The following is a 16,076-nucleotide window of genomic DNA, read 5'->3' on the forward strand; positions in this document are numbered from 1 at the left end:
GGGTCTGGGTCGTGGATGACTGGGGAACGCTGCCGGGGTTGCCGGACGAGGCCTTCGAGCACGACGGGCTGATCACCAAACTGCACCAGCGGGCCTGCGCGTTCGCGCTGTTGCGTCCCCTGCCGGGGCAGCTGTTGTGGGACATCGGCGCCGGTTCTGGCGCGATGGCCATCGAGTGGTGCCGCGCCGCGCCGGGTGCGCGGGCGATCGGGGTGGAGCGCAAGCCGGAGCGGGCCGCGCGGGCGCGCCGCAACGTCGCGAAGCTCGCGCCCGGGGCCGTCGAGGTGGTGGAGGGTGCCGCCGTCGATGTGGTCGCTGACCTCGAGCCCCCCGATGCCGTGTTCATTGGCGGAGGTGCGACGTCCGGGGTGCTCGACGCCTGCTGGGAGGCGCTGAAGCCCGGCGGGCGGATCGTCGTGCACGGCGTCACGCTGGAGACCGAGGCGATCCTGGCGGACGCGTTCCGGGTCCATGGCGGGCAACTCGCGCGGCTGTCCGTCGAGTTTGCCGAGCCCATCGGCCGGTTCTGGGGCTGGAAACCGTTGCGGCCGGTCACGCAGTGGTCCTGTTCTCGGTGAGGCGGGCCTCGATGAGGGCTGCCATCTCGTCCAACGTCCGCGGGCGCCCGCGCAGCCCCAGGCGGGGGGCGAGACGGAGCGTCCAGGGCGGGGTGAGCCGGGCAGAGGCCAGCAGGGCCTGATCATCCAGCATCTCTGCGACGGGGCCCTGGCGGACCATGCCGTCGACGACGATGGCAGCCGCGTCCGCCCACGCCAGGGCCCAGTCGACATCATGAGTGGCGACCAGCAGGCTGGTGCCGTCGCTGTGCAGCCGGTCGAGGATCGCGGTCATCTCGGCGACCCCTTCGGGGTCGAGTCCGGCGGTGGGTTCGTCGAGCAGCAGCACCGATGGGGCCATGGCAACCGCGCCGGCGAGCGCCACCTTCTTCTGCTCGCCGTAGCTGAGTTGGTGCGTGGCGCGTTCGGCCAGGTGCTCGATGCCGAGCATCGCCAGCGTGTCCTCAACGCGGGCGCGCACCTCGGCGACCGGTAGCCCGAGGTTCATCGGCCCGAAGCTCACGTCCTGGGTCACGTCGGCGGAGAAGAGCTGGTCCGCGGCGTCCTGGAGCACGAGCTGGACGGCCGACCGGTGCTCGCGCAGGCCCCGGCGGCCGTGCTCGAGCCGAACGCCGTCGCGCGCGATGTCGCCCCGCTCAGGACGGTGCGCGCCCGACAAGCAGCGCAGCAGGGTGGTCTTGCCGCAGCCGTTCGCTCCCAGCAGGGCCACCCTGCCGCCGGCGGGCAACGTGATGGAGGCGCCGCTCAGCACCGGCTCGCGGCCGGGGAAGCGGGCGACCAGGTCACGGGCGGTGAGCATCATGTGAGGATCACCACCAGGTTCGCCGCCCAGACGGCGCCGACGACCGCGACGGCCGTGGCCAGGAACGCGGGCGAGGCGCTGCGGGCGCGGGGGAGCGTGGGCAGGTCGTCGGTGTAGCCGCGTCCCTCGAGACCGGCCTGGAGGCGGGCCGCGTGGGCCCACGACCGGATCAGGAGTGAGCCGGTGGCGCTCGCGGCGGTGGCGACCGAGATGCGCCCCAACCTGGCCGTTTGGGCCGCGTGGATCGCCAGCGCCGAACTCAGGAGCACGAACAGGAGCCGATAAGTGAGCGAGGCGATGTCGACCAGGGGAGATGGCATCCCCAGGCCGCGGAGCCAGGTCAGGAGGTCGACCATCGGGGTGGTGGTGGCCAGCAGCATGACGGACAGGGTGCCCGAAACCCCGCGGGAGAAGGCGGTGACGCCCTTGCTGACCGTGGCCGGATCGGCCCACAGCGGCCCCCACGTGAACAAGGCGTTCGGGGTGGGCGTCCCGCCCAGGACGACCGCAACAGTGACGCCGCCGATCACCAGGAAGGTGAGCGCCGGCGCCATCGCGATCGCCAACGTGCGCGGCGGGATCCGTGCGGGACCGCACGTCAGCGCCACACAGGCGATCGCGACGAGGACGCAGCCGGGCCACGGTGGTGACACCAACGCGGTGACGAGGAGGCCGACGCTGAGCACGACCTTCTCGCCGACGCGCACCGCGCGCCAAGGACCCTGCCACGCCGCGTCGTCGAGGGCGGTGAGGTGGGCCATCAGGTGCGGTGGTGCTCGCTCGTGACCGTCTCGCGTCCGACCTTTCGGCCACGGAGGTTGCCCAGCACGTAGCCCAGGACGCCGGCCCCGAGGGCCGCCTGCAGGCCGAACAGGCCCGACTCGATCTCGCCGGACCCGGGCTCGAAGATGGGATCGAACCAGGGCTTCGTCCCGTCCTGTTCGAGCATGGTGGTGACCACTGCGTCCGTGCCGCCGAAGGCTTCCTCATCAGGTGAGGTGGGCCGGGGGGCCAGCGCGAACGGCATGGCGAAGAGGATCACGAGCAGGGCCACCAACACGGGGGTGATCCATCGATTCTGGTCACGCATGGGCGGCGTCCTTCACGGGAGCGGCGATGATGCCGCGGCGGGCGAGTTCGGGAGGGACGACCTTGGCCAGGAAGCGGAAGAGCAGGACGCCGACGATTCCTTCCATGATGGCGAGCGGGACTTGGGTGAGGGCGAACACCGTGGCGAACTTGCCGAAGGCCCCGAGCAGGTCGGGGTCGGGGTAGGCCAGCGCCAGCTGCAACGACGTCACCACGTAGGTGACCAGGTTGGCCGTGGCCATCGCGAAGAAGACGCTGACCTCCATGGGCGCCCGGGCACCGCGCAGGGCGACCCAGACCGCGTAGCCGGCCCACGGGCCGGCGATGGCCATGGAGAACACGTTCGCGCCCAGGGTGGTGAGGCCGCCGTGGGCCAGGAGCAGGGCCTGGAACACGAGGACGACCGTGCCCATGAAGGCCATCACGGGTGGCTTGAACAAGATGGCACCTGCACCTGTGCCGGTGGGGTGGGAGGAACTGCCGGTGACGCTGGGCAGCTTGATGGCGCTCATCATGAACGTGAACGCCCCCGCGGCAGCGAGCAACAGCTTGCTCTCGGGGTTCTCCTTGGCCTGTGTGATGACGGCTCGTGCCCCGTGCACCACGAACGGCGCCGAGGCCAAGCCCCAGACGACGCAGTGGGTGAGGGGTAGGAACCCTTCAGCAATGTGCATCAGCACTCGTCCCTTCTCGAGATGGCGCGTCTCGATCCTGGTCCGACGAATCGAGTTCCTGACTTCCCGCTGATGCGGTGCACAGTGGCGCGACCGTGCCGGCTCCTCCCGGCTTCCTCGTCCCTCGTCGGGCAATATGAGATGGTGCCTTCACCTTCCCACAGCGGCGAAAGGAACGCCATGAGCGACGCCCCTTCCTACGACTACCTCACCGACGGGGCGGCCATCTACGCCGAGTCGTTCCGGATCATCCGGGAGGAGTCCGACCTGGGGCGCTTCCCCGACGACCTCGCGAAGGTGGTGGTCCGCATGATCCACGCCGCCGCCCAGACCGACCTGGTCGACGACATCGCGTGGACGCGCGGCGTCGTGGCATCCTGCCGCGCAGCCCTGATCGCCGGGGCGCCGATCCTGTGCGACTCGTCGATGGTGGCCACCGGCATCATCCGATCCCGGCTGCCTGCGAACAACGAGGTGGTCTGCCACCTGCGCGACCCACGACTGGCGGCGTTGGCGTCCGAGTTGGGCACGACGAAGACCGCTGCGGCCATCGAGTTGTGGAAGCCGCAACTGGAGGGCGCGGTCGTGGCGATCGGGAACGCGCCGACGTCGCTGTTCAGGCTGCTGGAGGTGGTGCGCGACACCGGCGTGACGCCCGCGGGCGTGATCGGCATCCCGGTCGGGTTCGTGGGTGCGGCCGAGTCGAAGGCAGCGCTGGCCGAGAACCCGTTCGGGCTCGAGTTCCTGACCGTGCTCGGACGCCGTGGCGGCTCGGCCATCGCGGTGGCCGCGGTGAACGCCATCGCGTCGACCGCCGAGACCACCAACGAGGCCCGCACCGATGCGTGAGCTGGTGCTGATCGGGGTCGGAGCCGGGGATCCGGAGTGGGTGACCCTCGCGGCAGTCCGCGCGATCCAGGAGATCGACGTCCTGTTCGTCGTCGTCAAGGAGCGCGAGTACGACGACCTCGTCGAGGCGCGGCGTTCGATCATCGAGCGGCACCGGACCCGTCCGCTGACGATGGTCGAACTGCTCGACCCGCCCCGGCCGTGGCAGTCGGTGCCGGACTATCCGGCGGCGGTGGCTGCCTGGCGGGCGCATCGACTGGAGTCGTGGGGCCAGGCGGTCTCTGGGCACCTGGGCGAGGGGCAGAGTGGTGGCTTCCTGGTCTGGGGCGACCCGAGCCTGTACGAGAGCACGCTGGCGATCGTGGAACAACTGGTGGCGTCGGCGTCCGAGGAGATCACCTACCGGGTGATCCCCGGCGTGAGCAGCGTGTTGGCGCTGGCCGCGGCGCATCGGATTCCGCTGAACCGGCAGGGCAGGGCCGTGCAGATCTCGCCCGCCCGAATGCTGGCGGGCGGTATGCCCGAGGGCGTGGACGACGTGGTGGTGATGCTCGACGGCAAGCAGGCGTTCGCGTCCATTGACCCGGCCGGGCTCGACATCTACTGGGGTGCGTACCTGGGTACGCCCGAGCAACTGTTGGTCAGCGGCCCGTTGGGGGACGTGGCCGAGGAGATCATCCGGGTGCGTGCGGACGCCGCCGCGCGCCTCGGGTGGGTGTTCGACACCTACCTGCTCCGGCGTCGGGACCGGGAGCCGGCGCGCGGCGGTTGATCGCTCAGAACTCCCAGTCCTCGTCCTCGGTGTTGACGGCCTTGCCCATCACATAGGACGACCCCGACCCGGAGAAGAAGTCGTGGTTCTCGTCCGCGTTGGGGGACAGTGCGGCCAGGATGGCCGGCGAAACCGCCACGGCTTCCTTGGGGAACAGCCCTTCGTAGCCCAGGTTCATCAGGGCCTTGTTGGCGTTGTAGCGCAGGAACATCTTGACGTCCTCGGTCAGGCCGATCGGGTCGTAGAGGTCCTCGGTGTAGGACTCCTCGTTGTCGTAGAGCTCGAACAACAGGTCGAAGGTGTAGTCCTTCAACTCGTCGCGGCGGGCCTGGTCGGCCTCCTTGAGTGCCTGCTGGTACTTGTAGCCGATGTAGTAGCCATGGACGGCCTCGTCGCGGATGATGAGGCGGATCAGGTCGGCGGTGTTGGTCAGCTTCGCCCGGCTGGACCAGTACATGGGGGCGTAGAAGCCGGAGTAGAACAGGAACGACTCCAGCATGGTGGAAGCGACCTTGCGCTTCTCGGGGTCCTCGCCGTAGTAGTAGTCGAGGATGATCTGCGCCTTGCGCTGCAGGCGATGTTGGTGTAGACGGCCTCCTCGTGGGGCGTCCGGGCGTCGGGGATGAGCGACACCGCACCCACGGTCCCCTGGATCGTGTCCAGCATGGTGAGGCCCGTGAAGACGCGCGTGGTCATGAGTTGTTCGTACGGTTTGAGGGTGCGCCAGCTCGGGATGTCGTTGGACAGGGGCACCTTCTCGGGCAGCCAGAAGTTGCTGGTCAGCCGGTCCCAGACGTCCTGGTCGATGTCGTCGGTGATGCGGTTCCAGTTGATGGCCTGGACGCCGGTGGGGCAGTCTCACAAGGACGCGACGGCCGCGACGGCGGCGTCCCGGGCCCGCTTCGAGCGATGGGGCACGCGGTCGCCGATGACGCCCACGGTGAGGCCCTCGAACGTGCCGGTGGCCGGCGTCCGGGCGGTGCCGGCGTCGGACCGGTCGGCGCGCACGCAGAAGATGCCACGCGCCTCGCAGGCGTCGGCGACCATCGCGTTGGCGTCCGGATCGTCGGTGGCGGCGATGGCGTACCGGGCGCCTTCCACGTCGGACTCGGTGACCGGACGCAGCTCAAGCGTCAGGGCACCACCGGACGCCCAGGCCTCGAGGTCGGGGCAGGCCGCGAGGGCGACGACGTGCAGATCGGCGCCCGCGGCCAGCAGTGCGGGAACGCGGCGTGCAGCGACCGTGCCCGCACCGGCCATGAGCACCCGGCGGCCGCGCAGGTCGAGCCCGGCCAGGTACATCGGCGAACCTTCCCCGGACGATGTGTGCAGTCCCCGCCGCCCGGCCGATGCCTTGGCGGCGCCCGTCCGATAGCGGTCGACGACGACCTCGGCCAGAGCGTCGCAGTCGCCGATGACGTCGGCCAGCCGGACCTCGATCCCGTGGTTGGTCGCCCAGTCTGCCGCCTGTTGGGCCGCCGAGTTCTGCAGCCGGCCGGGGAACATGTAGTTCGGCGCGATCACGATGCGCTGGAACCCCACCGCCTTGAGCTGGTTCAGCGCGTCGATCAGCGACGGACGCACCACCTGGATGTAGGCGGGCACCGTGAACCCGTAACCGCCCTCCTCCCCGACAACCCGGCTCAGGCGCGCGTGATCGGCGTTGGCCCGGGTCACCGAACACCCGCGGCCGAGGAAGACGACACCGACCTGCTCGGGCGTCCAGTCGCCGAGCTGCGCCGCGACGCGCTCGATGACGGCCGCGCGCAGGCGGGAGTCCGGGCCCAGGTGCGGGGTCGTGATGACCGTCGCGGAACCCACGCGGGCGCGGCCCTCGGCGACCGCCTCAGGGATGTCCTCCAACACGTGGCCGCCCTGGCCCAGCATCAGCGGCACGACGACGGCGCGTCGGTCGGGCTGCGTCTCGAGCGCGGACGCCAGCGCATCGGCGATGGTGGGGGTGTCGAGCTCGACGTAGGCGTCCCGGACGTCGACGTCGGACAGCATGGCGGCCACCCGCTGTGTGAGGGCGCGGCCGACGGCCTGGCCCTCGGCGGAGCGGGTGCCGTGGATCGCGATGACGAGCGCAGGGTTGTTCACAGGGGCTCCTTGTCGGGGTTCATCCAGTGGTAGTCCCGCGGGGTCACCATCGCGGACGCCCCTTGTCCCGTCGGCACGAGCTTGGTCGTGGACGACCCCACGATCACGATCGAGTGCATGTCGACCCAGTCCGGGTCGAAGTCGGCCAGCGCGGCGACGCGGTGGTTCTGGTTCGGGCGGGAGGCATCCTGCACGACGGCGACCGGTGTCGTGGGTGGACGCCGTGCGCCCAGGATCTCCAGGGCACGAGGCAGGTGCGCCAGCCGCTTCTTACTGCGCGGGTTGTAGAGCGCGACCACGAAATCGCCGTCGGCTGCGGCATGCAGGCGACGCTCGATGGTGTACCAATCGGTGTGCAGGTCGCTGAGCGAGATCGTGACGTGGTCGTGCCCCAGCGGCGCACCGAGGATCGCCGACGCCGCCAACTCAGCGGTCACGCCCGGCACCACCTGGACGTCCACGCCCTCGGTGCCCTTCTCGAGCAGCGGTGAGGCCATCGCGTAGATCGCCGGGTCGCCGCCGCAGACCAGCGACACCGAGCGGCCCTCCCGGGCCTTGGCGATGGCGAACTCGATGCGGTGCTCCTCGGTGCCCATGCCGATGGCCATGATCTCGGTTCCGGGGCGCAACAGATGCCGGATCTGCGCCACATAGGGCCGGTACCCGACCACCACGGCGGATGCGCGCAGGACGTCGCGGGCGCGGGGCGTCAACAGGTCGTCGGCACCCGGGCCGAGCCCCACGACGGCCAGCGTGCCGATGGGGGCGATTCGGCCGATCGCGATGGTCGCCTCGCCATTCTTGTGCTTCTCGACGATGAGGTCCGCCCCGTGCGCGACCACGGACGCCTCCGCCACGCTCGGCGTGCCCACCGCCGCCTGCGGGGCGTCGCTCGGGTTGGGGACGGTGACGTCCGCGAGGACGTCAGCGGGGTAGGTGATGAACGGCACCCCGAGTCGGGCGGCCAGCTGGATCAGGCCCGGCTCGTCGGCCTTGGCGTCCACGCTGGTCAGCGCCGTGATCGACGCCCGCGCCCACCCGCTCTCGGCGAGGGTTTGGCTGAGCAGGGCGTCGAGCGTGGTGGCAGGAGTGCCGCGGTTGCAGCCCATGCCGACGACCAGGCTCTTGGGGTGGAGGGTGACGGTCGGCAGGTCGTGGGCGGCGGAGTCGGGCGGCGGAGCCTCAGCGTCCGAGACCACGATGCGGGCGGCCGGGTCGCCGAGATCGGGGAGCTCGGTCTCGTGGGTACCTCGGCGCTCAACGCGCGCGACCCCCGGCTCGCGGACGTTCGTCGGCAGCGGCGGGAGCGGCCACGGCTGTGCGCGGACCAGCTGCACGGGCGCCCCGTCGAGCAGGGCGCGGGTGACGCCGGCGAGATCGCCGGAGGTGGCCCAGCCGAGTGTGTCCAGTCCCGGGATACCCGTGGCGTCGGTGGCCGTGGTGACCGCCGGGGTCGCGCCGAGGATGTCCGCTACCCGGCGGGCCAGTTCATTGGCGCCGCCGACGTGTCCACCGACCAGGGGCACGACGAACGCAGCGGCCTCGTCGACCACCACCACGCCCGGGTCGGTCTTCTTGTCGGCGAGAAGGGGCGCGATCAGCCGGGTGGTGGCGCCGAGGGCGAGGTGGCTGATGATCAGGTCGCACTCGGCCCACGCGGCGGCGAGGTGCTCGGACGCCTTGCCGTCGTAGCGCCGAGTCGCCCCCAGGGCTGCATCGATGGCGTCGGCGTGGGCCCGTGCGGCGGGAGAGTTGGTGAGTTGGCCGAGCACGCGGGCGGCACGGTCAGCGGGGCGCACCGGGGCCGGTGCCGACGCCGGACGGGTGGCCGCGGGGGCCGCGCCGGCGAGGCCGGACTGGGTGCCGAGGGCCGCGGGGTCATCAGGATGGTGGGCCAGCACCAGCACCACGTGTGGCTGGGCCGGCTCGGTGACGCGCAGCGCTTCGGCTTCGTTCAGCACGCGGACCCGCTCGTCGGCCTCGCCCAGCCGCTCGGCCAACACGTACCAGCGCCCCAGCCCGGTGGTCGCAGAGACGATCTGTGGCAGTCCCGTCCGGTGGTCGGTCAGGACGCCGACCTTCGGGTGCTCCCCGCACGCCAACAGCGCCGGGGTCGGGTCATTGCCGTGGGCGGACACGAACAGGGCGTCGTCCCAGGGCAGGGCCACTGCGGCGAACGCGGCCGACAGCGAGCCCACCTCGGGCACGACACGCACGGGCAGTCCTGCCATGCGGATCCGCCGCACGACGCCGTAGAACAGTGGGTCGCCGGACGCGATGACCACGGCGTCCTCGCCGTCCTGCAACGCAGACAGTGCCTCGATCGCCGGGGTGATGGGACCCAGGACCACGCGTTGGGGTTCCGGGACGCCGAGCGCGTCCAAATGGCGCAGCCCGCCGACCACCAGGGAAGCTGTGCCGAGGGCGTCCACCAGCGAAGGGCGGGGGGAGCCCAGGTAGCCGAACACGGTGATCATGCCCGGGCCCCCTTCGTGCGCAGGTCGTCGGCGGCGTCCGGGTCGGCGGCACGGTACTCGTGCCGGAAACCGGGGTGGTACAGGTGCGAGCGCTTCGCCACGGGGGCCTCGGCCAGGGCAGGGCCGACCAGGATCACCGTGTGCTTCCACCAGTGGTGGTCCTTCATCGTGGCCGACAGCTCGTCCAGACGACACCGAATCAGCACCTCGTCGGGCCAGCTCACCTTGTGCCCGATGATCACGGGCGTTTCGGGCGGGTACCCGCCGGCGAGCAGTTCCTCCTGCAGGGCCCGGTTGCGCGCGGCCGACAGGTACAGCGCCATCGTGGTGCCGTGGCGCGCAAATTCCCGGACGCGCTCGCGCGGCGGCATGGGCGTCCGGCCGCCCTCGAGGCGGGTGAGGATCAACGACTGGGCCACCTCGGGCAGCGTCAACTCGACCTCCGCTGCGGCGGCAGCCGCCGAGAAGGCGGACACCCCCGGGATCGACTCGAACGCGATGCCGACCGCGCGGCACTGGTCGCGTTGCTCGGCGGTGGCCCCGTAGATGGCCGGGTCTCCGGTGTGCACCCGAGCCACCAGCAGGCCCTCGTCGCGGGCCCGCTCGTACAGCGGGGTGAGGTCTTCCAGCGAGGCGGAGGCGGAGTCGATCAACTCGGCACCGCGCTTGTGGCCGGCGACCAGATCGGGGCTGACCAGAGAGGACGCCCAGATGATGATGTCGGCCTCGGCGAGGACGCGCGCGCCGCGCACCGTGATCAGGTCGGGGGCGCCTGGACCGGCCCCGACGAAGACGACCTTTCCCTTCACAGCCTGCCTCCTCGTTGGGCGCGGCGCCCGGTGATGATCATGGTCCCGAAGTAGGGCACCTCGTCGAAGTCGGCGGGGGAGCCGATGACCTGCTCGGGCGTCCCCACGTTGATGCCCACGATCGCCTCGGCGTCCTCGCCCAACATGTCGACGTACTCGCGCAGCTCGGCGTAGTGCCGGCCGATCTTGTAGGCGACGATCGTGTCCGCCTCGGCTCCCAGCGCGGCCAGGTCGCCGACGCCGCGCTTGACCGGGACGAGACCCAAACGCTCATCCCCCTCGACCAACGGCGTCCGGGACGCCGCGGCCAGCGCCTGCATCGCCGTGATGCCCGGCACCACCTCGACCTCGACGTCGCCGAACCGTTCGAGGACGGCGTCGGCCAGGTAGCTGAACGTCGAGTACACGCTGGGATCGCCCACGGTCGCGAACGCCACCACGTCGGCCCCGGTCTCGAAGGCGTCGCAGGCGACCGCGGCAGACGTCTGCCACGCAGCCGCCCGGCGCGCGGTCACGCCGGACGGGTCACTCATGCTGAAAGGCACACGAACGATCCTCGAGGAGGCCTCCGGGCAGGCGGCGGCGAGCACACGTTCGGCGCGTCCGGGTCCGTCGCCGGACGCCTCGGTTGCGGGGACCAGAACGACATCCGCAGTGCTGACAATGCGGTGGGCTTTGAGGGTGAGAAGATCGGGATCGCCCGGACCAACGCCGACCCCTATCAAGCGGCGGGACATCGCATGCCTCTCCGGCCCCTGCTGCGGAGGCCACGATGGGGCGCCGGGCCAGGCGACCGGGCTCGTCCCCTCGATCGGGGCATCACCGTTGCGCGACAGCATCGGGATCACACCGACTTCGCTGGATTCGACGCGCCGGCCATCGGCCGACGCCGTCAAACTACCACTGTGAAGCTGCCGGGCACGCCGTCGGTCTTCCCGACTACGCTGGGGCGCATGAGTCTCGACCACCTCGCGCTGCGCGAACGCCGCGCGAACGGGTTGCCGGTCGAGCCCACCGGGCCGAGGCAGCACTGGGCCAGGCGCACCCTCGCCAGCCCGTGGACGTGGGTGACGCTCGGTGCCACCCTCATCTACGCGGCCTGCCTGCTGTGGATGTACCAGACCTCCATCCAGGAGACGCCCGTCGAGGGCGGCGTGATCCCGGGGCTGAACGCGTCGGCGATCCGCCGCTCGGCGCAACTCGCCCTGCCCACGCTGGCCGCCTGGATCGGGGTCTTCCTCCTCGTCGACCGGTTCCGGCCCATGCGGCCGGTGCTGTGGTGGCTGGCGCTGGGCTGGGGCGCGTGCGTGAGCACGGCGTCCTCGATGGTGATCAACACCTGGGCCGGCCAGGAGATGGCGATCGTCGGCAACGGCGACCCCGCGACCGGCGCCCGCACGGCGGTCTTCGTCGCCCCGTTCGTGGAGGAGGCCACCAAGGCCACGATCCTGTTCCTGATCGCGATGGCCCTGCGCAACCGGTTGGTCACCCGCCTGCAGGCGGTGGCGCTGGCCGGGCTGTCGGGTGCCGGCTTCGCCTTCACCGAGAACATCCTCTACTACAGCCGCGTCATCGTGTACGCCTCCACGACGATCGAGACCGGCGACCCCGAGGCCGCGCTCGCCGAGATCGTGATGCTGCGCGGGCTCAAGACCGCGTTCGGCCACCCGTTGTTCACGGTCCTGGCCGGCATCGGGCTCATCATCGCCCTGCGCTCGGCCAGCAAGGTGGTGCGCATCCTCGCCCCGCTGGCCGGCTTCCTGCTCGCCGCGGGCGCCCACATGGTGTTCAACTTCATGGCCAGCACCGGCATGGACCCCAACGTCATGGCCGTCGTCGGCTGGATCGGCATGGTCTCCCTGCTCATCCACCTCGTGCGGCAGGCGCTCGCCGAGGGACGCCGCCACCGGGCCCGCCTCACCGACTACGTCGCGATGGGCTGGCTCCCCGAGGAGGCCCTCGTGGCGTTCAGCCGGCAGCGCACTCGCTGGCACAGCCTGTTCAACGCGGTCAGCCACGGCTGGCGTCCGTTGCTGGCGACGTTCCGGCTCCAGCGCACGATGGCCGACCTGGTCCACCTGCGCGACTCCCAGCTCCGCGGGCTCGTGGACGCCGCGGGCCACGGTCGCGAGCGCGAACTGCTCGACCGCGCCCGTGAGCTGTGGCCGATCGCGGTCACCGACCCGAAGGTCCAGCGCTTCCACCTGCCCAAGCTGCCCAACCCGGTGCAGTGGTGGCGGCGCCGCCGTGCCTCCCGGCTTGCTGCCCCGAGCGGGCAAGGCCCGATAGGCTCACCGCAGTACTCGCCGGTCGACCCCCGGTGGGCGCCACCGAAAGGGTAGGAAGGCATGAGCACTGCGGCACTCGCCGAGGCACTGGTCCGACTGCGGGACGCCTTGGCCGCGGTCAGGCTGCCGCTGGGCCTCCCGGGCAGCGCGGAGGCGGGCAAGTCCGCCCGCGACCTGGTCACCCAGCTCGACGACTACGTCCTGCCCCGGTTGGCGACGCTGGACGCCCCGCTGCTGGCCGTCATCGGCGGCTCCACCGGCGCGGGCAAGTCGACGCTGGTGAACTCGCTGGTGGGGCGCGAGGTGTCCCGGCCCGGCGTGATCCGGCCGACGACGCGCAGCCCGGTCCTCGTGCACCACCCCGGCGACCTGGAGTACTTCTCCTCCGAGCGCATCCTCCCCGGGCTGGGCCGCTCCTTCGACCAGGCGCACGACACCAGCACGCTGCAGCTCGTCGCCGAGCCGTCGCTGCCCCCGGGCCTCGCCCTGCTGGACGCCCCCGACATCGACTCCGTCGTCGCCGAGAACCGGGCCCTGGCCGCCCAGCTGCTCGCCGCGGCCGACCTCTGGATGTTCGTCACCTCCGCCGCCCGCTACGCCGACGCCGTGCCGTGGGAGTACCTGCGCGCCGCCGCCGACCGCGCCGCCGCCGTGGCGGTCGTCCTCCAGCGGGTCCCGCCCGCCGCGATGGGGGAGGTGCCCCCGCATCTGGGCCGCCTCATGACCGAGCGCGGGCTGGCCCACTCGCCGCTGTTCGCGGTCCCCGAGACGACCGTGGACGCCCAGGGCCTCCTCCCTGACGCCGCCGTCTCCCCGATCCGGTCCTGGCTGGCCACGCTGGCCGCCGACCAGGTCAGCCGGCAGGCCGTCGTGTTGCAGACCCTGGACGGGGCGATCGGCTCGCTGGTGGCCCGCTCGCCCGAGGTCGCCGGCGCGGTCGACGGCCAGGTCGAGGCCCTCGGCCAGCTGCGCGCCGACGCCGAGAAGAGCTACGCCGAGGCCGTCCGCACCATCGGCGTCCAGACCGCCGACGGCACCCTGCTGCGTGGCGAGGTGCTCGCGCGCTGGCAGGACTTCGTGGGCACCGGCGAGTTCATGCGCGCCGTCGAGCAGAAGATCGGCTGGCTGCGCGACAAGATCTGGTCGACCCTCAAGGGCGAACCCCCGCAGGCCAACGAGGTCAAGCTGGCCGTCGAGTCGGGGCTGGAGGCGCTCGTCCGTGAGGAGGGCGACGCCGCCGCCGAGCGCGCCGAGGCCGCCTGGGCCGCCAACGCGGCCGGGCGCCAGGTGCTGCAGTCCAGCCGGGAGGACCTGTCCCACAGCTCGCCGGAGTTCTCCGCGGCCGTGTCGAAGGCCATCCGCGACTGGCAGGGCGACGTGCTCGACATCGTGTCCGAGGTGGGGGCGTCCAAGCGCAACACCGCCCGCTACCTCGCGCTCGGTGTGAACGGCATCGGCGTCGCGCTGATGGTCGTGGTCTTCAGCCAGACCGGCGGCATCACCGGCGCCGAGGTCGGCGTGGCCGGCGGCACCGCGCTGCTGGCGCAGCGCCTGCTCGAGGCGGTGTTCGGTGAGGACGCCGTCCGCAGGCTCGCCAAGCAGGCCAAGGACCGGCTCGACGAGCACATCCAGGGTCTGATGTCGGCCGAGCTCAACCGCTACCTGCGCGCGATTGCCGAGACCGGCGCCGACTCCGCCATCGCCACCGAGGTGCGCGAGGCCACGCAGGCCCTCTCGGCCCAGCGGGCCGAGACCACGGCGCTTCCGATGGGCGCCCCGCGCGCCGAGCTCGACCCCGCCCGCCTGGCGGTGGAGGCGCAGCCGGGCCCCACGCTGACCGGCGAGGTCCTCGACCCCCGCCCGCTCGACGAGGGGTACCGCGTGGAGGTGCGCGATGAAGCGTGACCGTAGGCACGGCGCCAGCATCGCAGTGCGCCTCCAGCACCTGGACGAGGCCATCGACCTCGCCCGCGGGAGGGCGTCCGACGAGGTGGTGGACGCCGCCGACGCGCTGGTCGACCGGGCCGGCCACCGTCTCTCGATCGCCGGCGACCACACGGTCGTCGCGCTGGCCGGCGCCACCGGCTCGGGCAAGTCGTCCACGTTCAACGCCGTCACCGGCACCCAGCTGGCCCGCACGGGTGTGACCCGGCCCACCACGAGCGAGGCCATGTCCGTCTCGTGGGGCACCGAGCAGCCCGTCGAGCTGCTCGACTGGCTCGGGGTCAGCCGGCGCAGCCTCGTCCCGGCGGGGGAGTCCGACCTCGCCGACCTGGTGCTGCTCGACCTGCCCGACCACGACTCCACCGAGGTCAGCCACCGGCTCACCGTCGACCGCCTCGTTGAGCTGGTCGACATGCTGGTGTGGATCGTCGACCCGCAGAAGTACGCTGACGCGGCCCTGCACGACGGCTACCTCAAGCCGCTGGTCGACCACGCCGAGGTCATGGTCGTCGTCCTCAACCAGGTCGACCGGTTCACCGACGAGCAGCGCCGGGCGGCCCTGGCCGACCTGCGCCGCCTGCTCGACTCCCAGGGGCTGCAGCGCACCCGCGTCATGGCGATGTCGGCGCTCACCGGCGAGGGCGTTGCCGAGCTGCGCGCCCTGCTCGCCGAGGTCGCACACGCCAAGGCGGCCAAGGTGCAGCGCTTCTCCGCTGACGTGACGCGCCAGGCGGCGCTGCTCGCCGAGGAGCTGGGGGACCAGCCTGTTCCGCGCCTCGACCGCGGGGTGGTGGACCGCCTCAACGAGTCGATGGCGGAGGCCGCCGCGGTGCCGGTCGTCGTCGACGGCGTCCTCAAGGCGTGGCGCCACCGGGGGACGATCGCCACCGGTTGGCCGATGGTCAGCTGGCTGAAGCGGCTGAAGCCCGACCCGTTGCGCAAGCTGCGCCTGGGCCTGTCCCCGCGCGAGCTCAGCCCCACCGACGTCAGCCGCACGTCGCTGCCCAAGGCCACCTCGGTGCAGAAGGCGCGACTGGACGCCTCGCTGCGCGGCGTCCTGGACGTGGCGACCGCGGGCGTGCCGCGCGGCTGGTCGGACCAGATCCGCTCGGTCGCCCGCGGCAACCACAAGCTGCTCGCCGACCGGCTCGACGGGGCGGTGGCCTCCACCGACCTCGAGATGGACCGGGGCCACGGCTGGTGGGTGCTGGTCACGATCCTGCAGTGGGTGTTCTTCCTGGCCCTGATCGTGGGCGTGGTGTGGCTGGCCCTGCCGTTCGTGCTGGCGTTCGCCCAGGTGCCGATGGACCTGCCGGTCATCAGCTGGCAGGGCTGGCCGGTCCAGACGCTGCTCGCGGCGGGTGGCCTCGCCGGGGGAATCGTGCTCGCCCTGCTCAGCCGGGTGTTCGTCGAGGCCGGCGCGCGGGTCAAGGCGCGCCAGGCGCGCAAGGCGCTGACCGACTCGATCGCCGAGGTGACCGCCGTCGAGGTGGTCGGCCCGATCCAGGCCGAGCTCGACCGCTTGGTGGCCGCGCGCGAGGCGACGGCGAAGGCGCGCTGAGCGCGGCCTAGGAGCCTGCTGAACAAGGCGTCTATCTGACGGCGGGTTGGACGTGGGTGGCGGGTGGGACGCCGCCGCGGCTGTCGAGCCGCGAGTGTGAGTCAGCGCAGTTGAGTGCGACAGCGGGGTCGTC

The 16,076-nt window shown here is 71.8% G+C and carries 14 protein-coding genes and 1 pseudogene; 6 read left to right on the top strand and 9 right to left on the bottom strand.

All coding sequences use genetic code 11. The annotated features are described in order from the left end of the window. The first annotated feature begins 11 nt into the window (after nucleotides 1-11). A complete protein-coding gene (cbiT, locus tag H5397_RS14400; protein ID WP_131169794.1) occupies nucleotides 12-578 on the top strand; it encodes a precorrin-6Y C5,15-methyltransferase (decarboxylating) subunit CbiT in 567 nt (188 codons plus the stop codon). Here cbiT and H5397_RS14405 read toward each other — a convergent pair. The 4 genes from H5397_RS14405 to H5397_RS14420 are packed head-to-tail and all read right to left on the bottom strand — an operon-like array spanning nucleotide 553 to nucleotide 3,143. Continuing rightward, a complete protein-coding gene (locus H5397_RS14405) occupies nucleotides 553-1,380 on the bottom strand; it encodes an energy-coupling factor ABC transporter ATP-binding protein (RefSeq protein WP_255438946.1) in 828 nt (275 codons plus the stop codon). The genes cbiT and H5397_RS14405 overlap by 26 nt on opposite strands. Next, nucleotides 1,377-2,141, bottom strand: a complete 765-nt coding sequence (gene cbiQ, locus H5397_RS14410; protein WP_182818264.1) for a cobalt ECF transporter T component CbiQ — start codon at nucleotides 2,139-2,141, stop codon at nucleotides 1,377-1,379. Before cbiQ ends, H5397_RS14405 begins: the two co-directional genes overlap by 4 nt. After that, complete coding sequence (locus H5397_RS14415; RefSeq protein ID WP_182818265.1) at nucleotides 2,141-2,470, bottom strand: energy-coupling factor ABC transporter substrate-binding protein; 330 nt, start codon at nucleotides 2,468-2,470, stop codon at nucleotides 2,141-2,143. The genes cbiQ and H5397_RS14415 overlap by 1 nt, the downstream gene beginning before the upstream one ends. Next, a complete protein-coding gene (locus H5397_RS14420; protein WP_182818266.1) occupies nucleotides 2,463-3,143 on the bottom strand; it encodes an energy-coupling factor ABC transporter permease in 681 nt (226 codons plus the stop codon). The genes H5397_RS14415 and H5397_RS14420 overlap by 8 nt, the downstream gene beginning before the upstream one ends. Before the next feature lie 180 nt (nucleotides 3,144-3,323). Here H5397_RS14420 and H5397_RS14425 point away from each other — a divergent pair, with 180 nt between their 5' ends. After that, on the top strand, nucleotides 3,324-3,992 hold the full coding sequence (locus tag H5397_RS14425; protein WP_182818267.1) for a precorrin-8X methylmutase: 669 nt from the start codon (nucleotides 3,324-3,326) through the stop codon (nucleotides 3,990-3,992). Beyond that, on the top strand, nucleotides 3,985-4,764 hold the full coding sequence (cobF, locus tag H5397_RS14430; RefSeq protein ID WP_182818269.1) for a precorrin-6A synthase (deacetylating): 780 nt from the start codon (nucleotides 3,985-3,987) through the stop codon (nucleotides 4,762-4,764). Before H5397_RS14425 ends, cobF begins: the two co-directional genes overlap by 8 nt. Before the next feature lie 4 nt (nucleotides 4,765-4,768). Here the strand turns inward: cobF and H5397_RS14435 are convergent. The 5 genes and pseudogenes from H5397_RS14435 to cobI all read right to left on the bottom strand — a co-directional run bounded on the left by H5397_RS14435 (nucleotide 4,769) and on the right by cobI (nucleotide 10,887). Continuing rightward, nucleotides 4,769-5,598: pseudogene (locus H5397_RS14435) on the bottom strand (class 1b ribonucleoside-diphosphate reductase subunit beta). A gap of 24 nt (nucleotides 5,599-5,622) precedes the next feature. Beyond that, nucleotides 5,623-6,864: a CbiX/SirB N-terminal domain-containing protein gene (locus tag H5397_RS14440; RefSeq protein WP_309224380.1), complete on the bottom strand. Its 1,242-nt coding sequence runs from the start codon at nucleotides 6,862-6,864 to the stop codon at nucleotides 5,623-5,625. Beyond that, nucleotides 6,861-9,341 (bottom strand): precorrin-3B C(17)-methyltransferase, encoded by a 2,481-nt coding sequence (cobJ, locus tag H5397_RS14445; RefSeq protein WP_182818270.1) that lies wholly within the window; start codon nucleotides 9,339-9,341, stop codon nucleotides 6,861-6,863. Before cobJ ends, H5397_RS14440 begins: the two co-directional genes overlap by 4 nt. Beyond that, nucleotides 9,338-10,150 carry a precorrin-4 C(11)-methyltransferase gene (gene cobM, locus H5397_RS14450; protein WP_182818271.1) on the bottom strand — a complete coding sequence of 271 codons (813 nt, stop codon included), beginning with the start codon at nucleotides 10,148-10,150 and terminating at the stop codon, nucleotides 9,338-9,340. The genes cobJ and cobM overlap by 4 nt, the downstream gene beginning before the upstream one ends. Beyond that, nucleotides 10,147-10,887 (bottom strand): precorrin-2 C(20)-methyltransferase, encoded by a 741-nt coding sequence (gene cobI / locus H5397_RS14455; protein WP_182818272.1) that lies wholly within the window; start codon nucleotides 10,885-10,887, stop codon nucleotides 10,147-10,149. The genes cobM and cobI overlap by 4 nt, the downstream gene beginning before the upstream one ends. A gap of 216 nt (nucleotides 10,888-11,103) precedes the next feature. Here cobI and H5397_RS14460 point away from each other — a divergent pair, with 216 nt between their 5' ends. Genes H5397_RS14460 through H5397_RS14470 form a run of 3 tightly spaced genes read left to right on the top strand, consistent with a single transcriptional unit; the run spans nucleotide 11,104 to nucleotide 15,943 of the window. Further along, nucleotides 11,104-12,492, top strand: coding sequence for a PrsW family intramembrane metalloprotease (locus H5397_RS14460; RefSeq protein WP_182818274.1), 1,389 nt, complete (start codon nucleotides 11,104-11,106; stop codon nucleotides 12,490-12,492). Nucleotides 12,493-12,498: 6 nt separating this feature from the next. After that, nucleotides 12,499-14,343 (top strand): GTPase domain-containing protein, encoded by a 1,845-nt coding sequence (locus H5397_RS14465; protein ID WP_182818275.1) that lies wholly within the window; start codon nucleotides 12,499-12,501, stop codon nucleotides 14,341-14,343. Next, nucleotides 14,333-15,943 (top strand): GTPase, encoded by a 1,611-nt coding sequence (locus H5397_RS14470; RefSeq protein WP_182818276.1) that lies wholly within the window; start codon nucleotides 14,333-14,335, stop codon nucleotides 15,941-15,943. The genes H5397_RS14465 and H5397_RS14470 overlap by 11 nt, the downstream gene beginning before the upstream one ends. Nucleotides 15,944-16,076: the final 133 nt, after the last annotated feature.

The organism is Propioniciclava sp. MC1683 (genome assembly GCF_014164675.1).
GTDB lineage: Bacteria > Actinomycetota > Actinomycetes > Propionibacteriales > Propionibacteriaceae > Propioniciclava.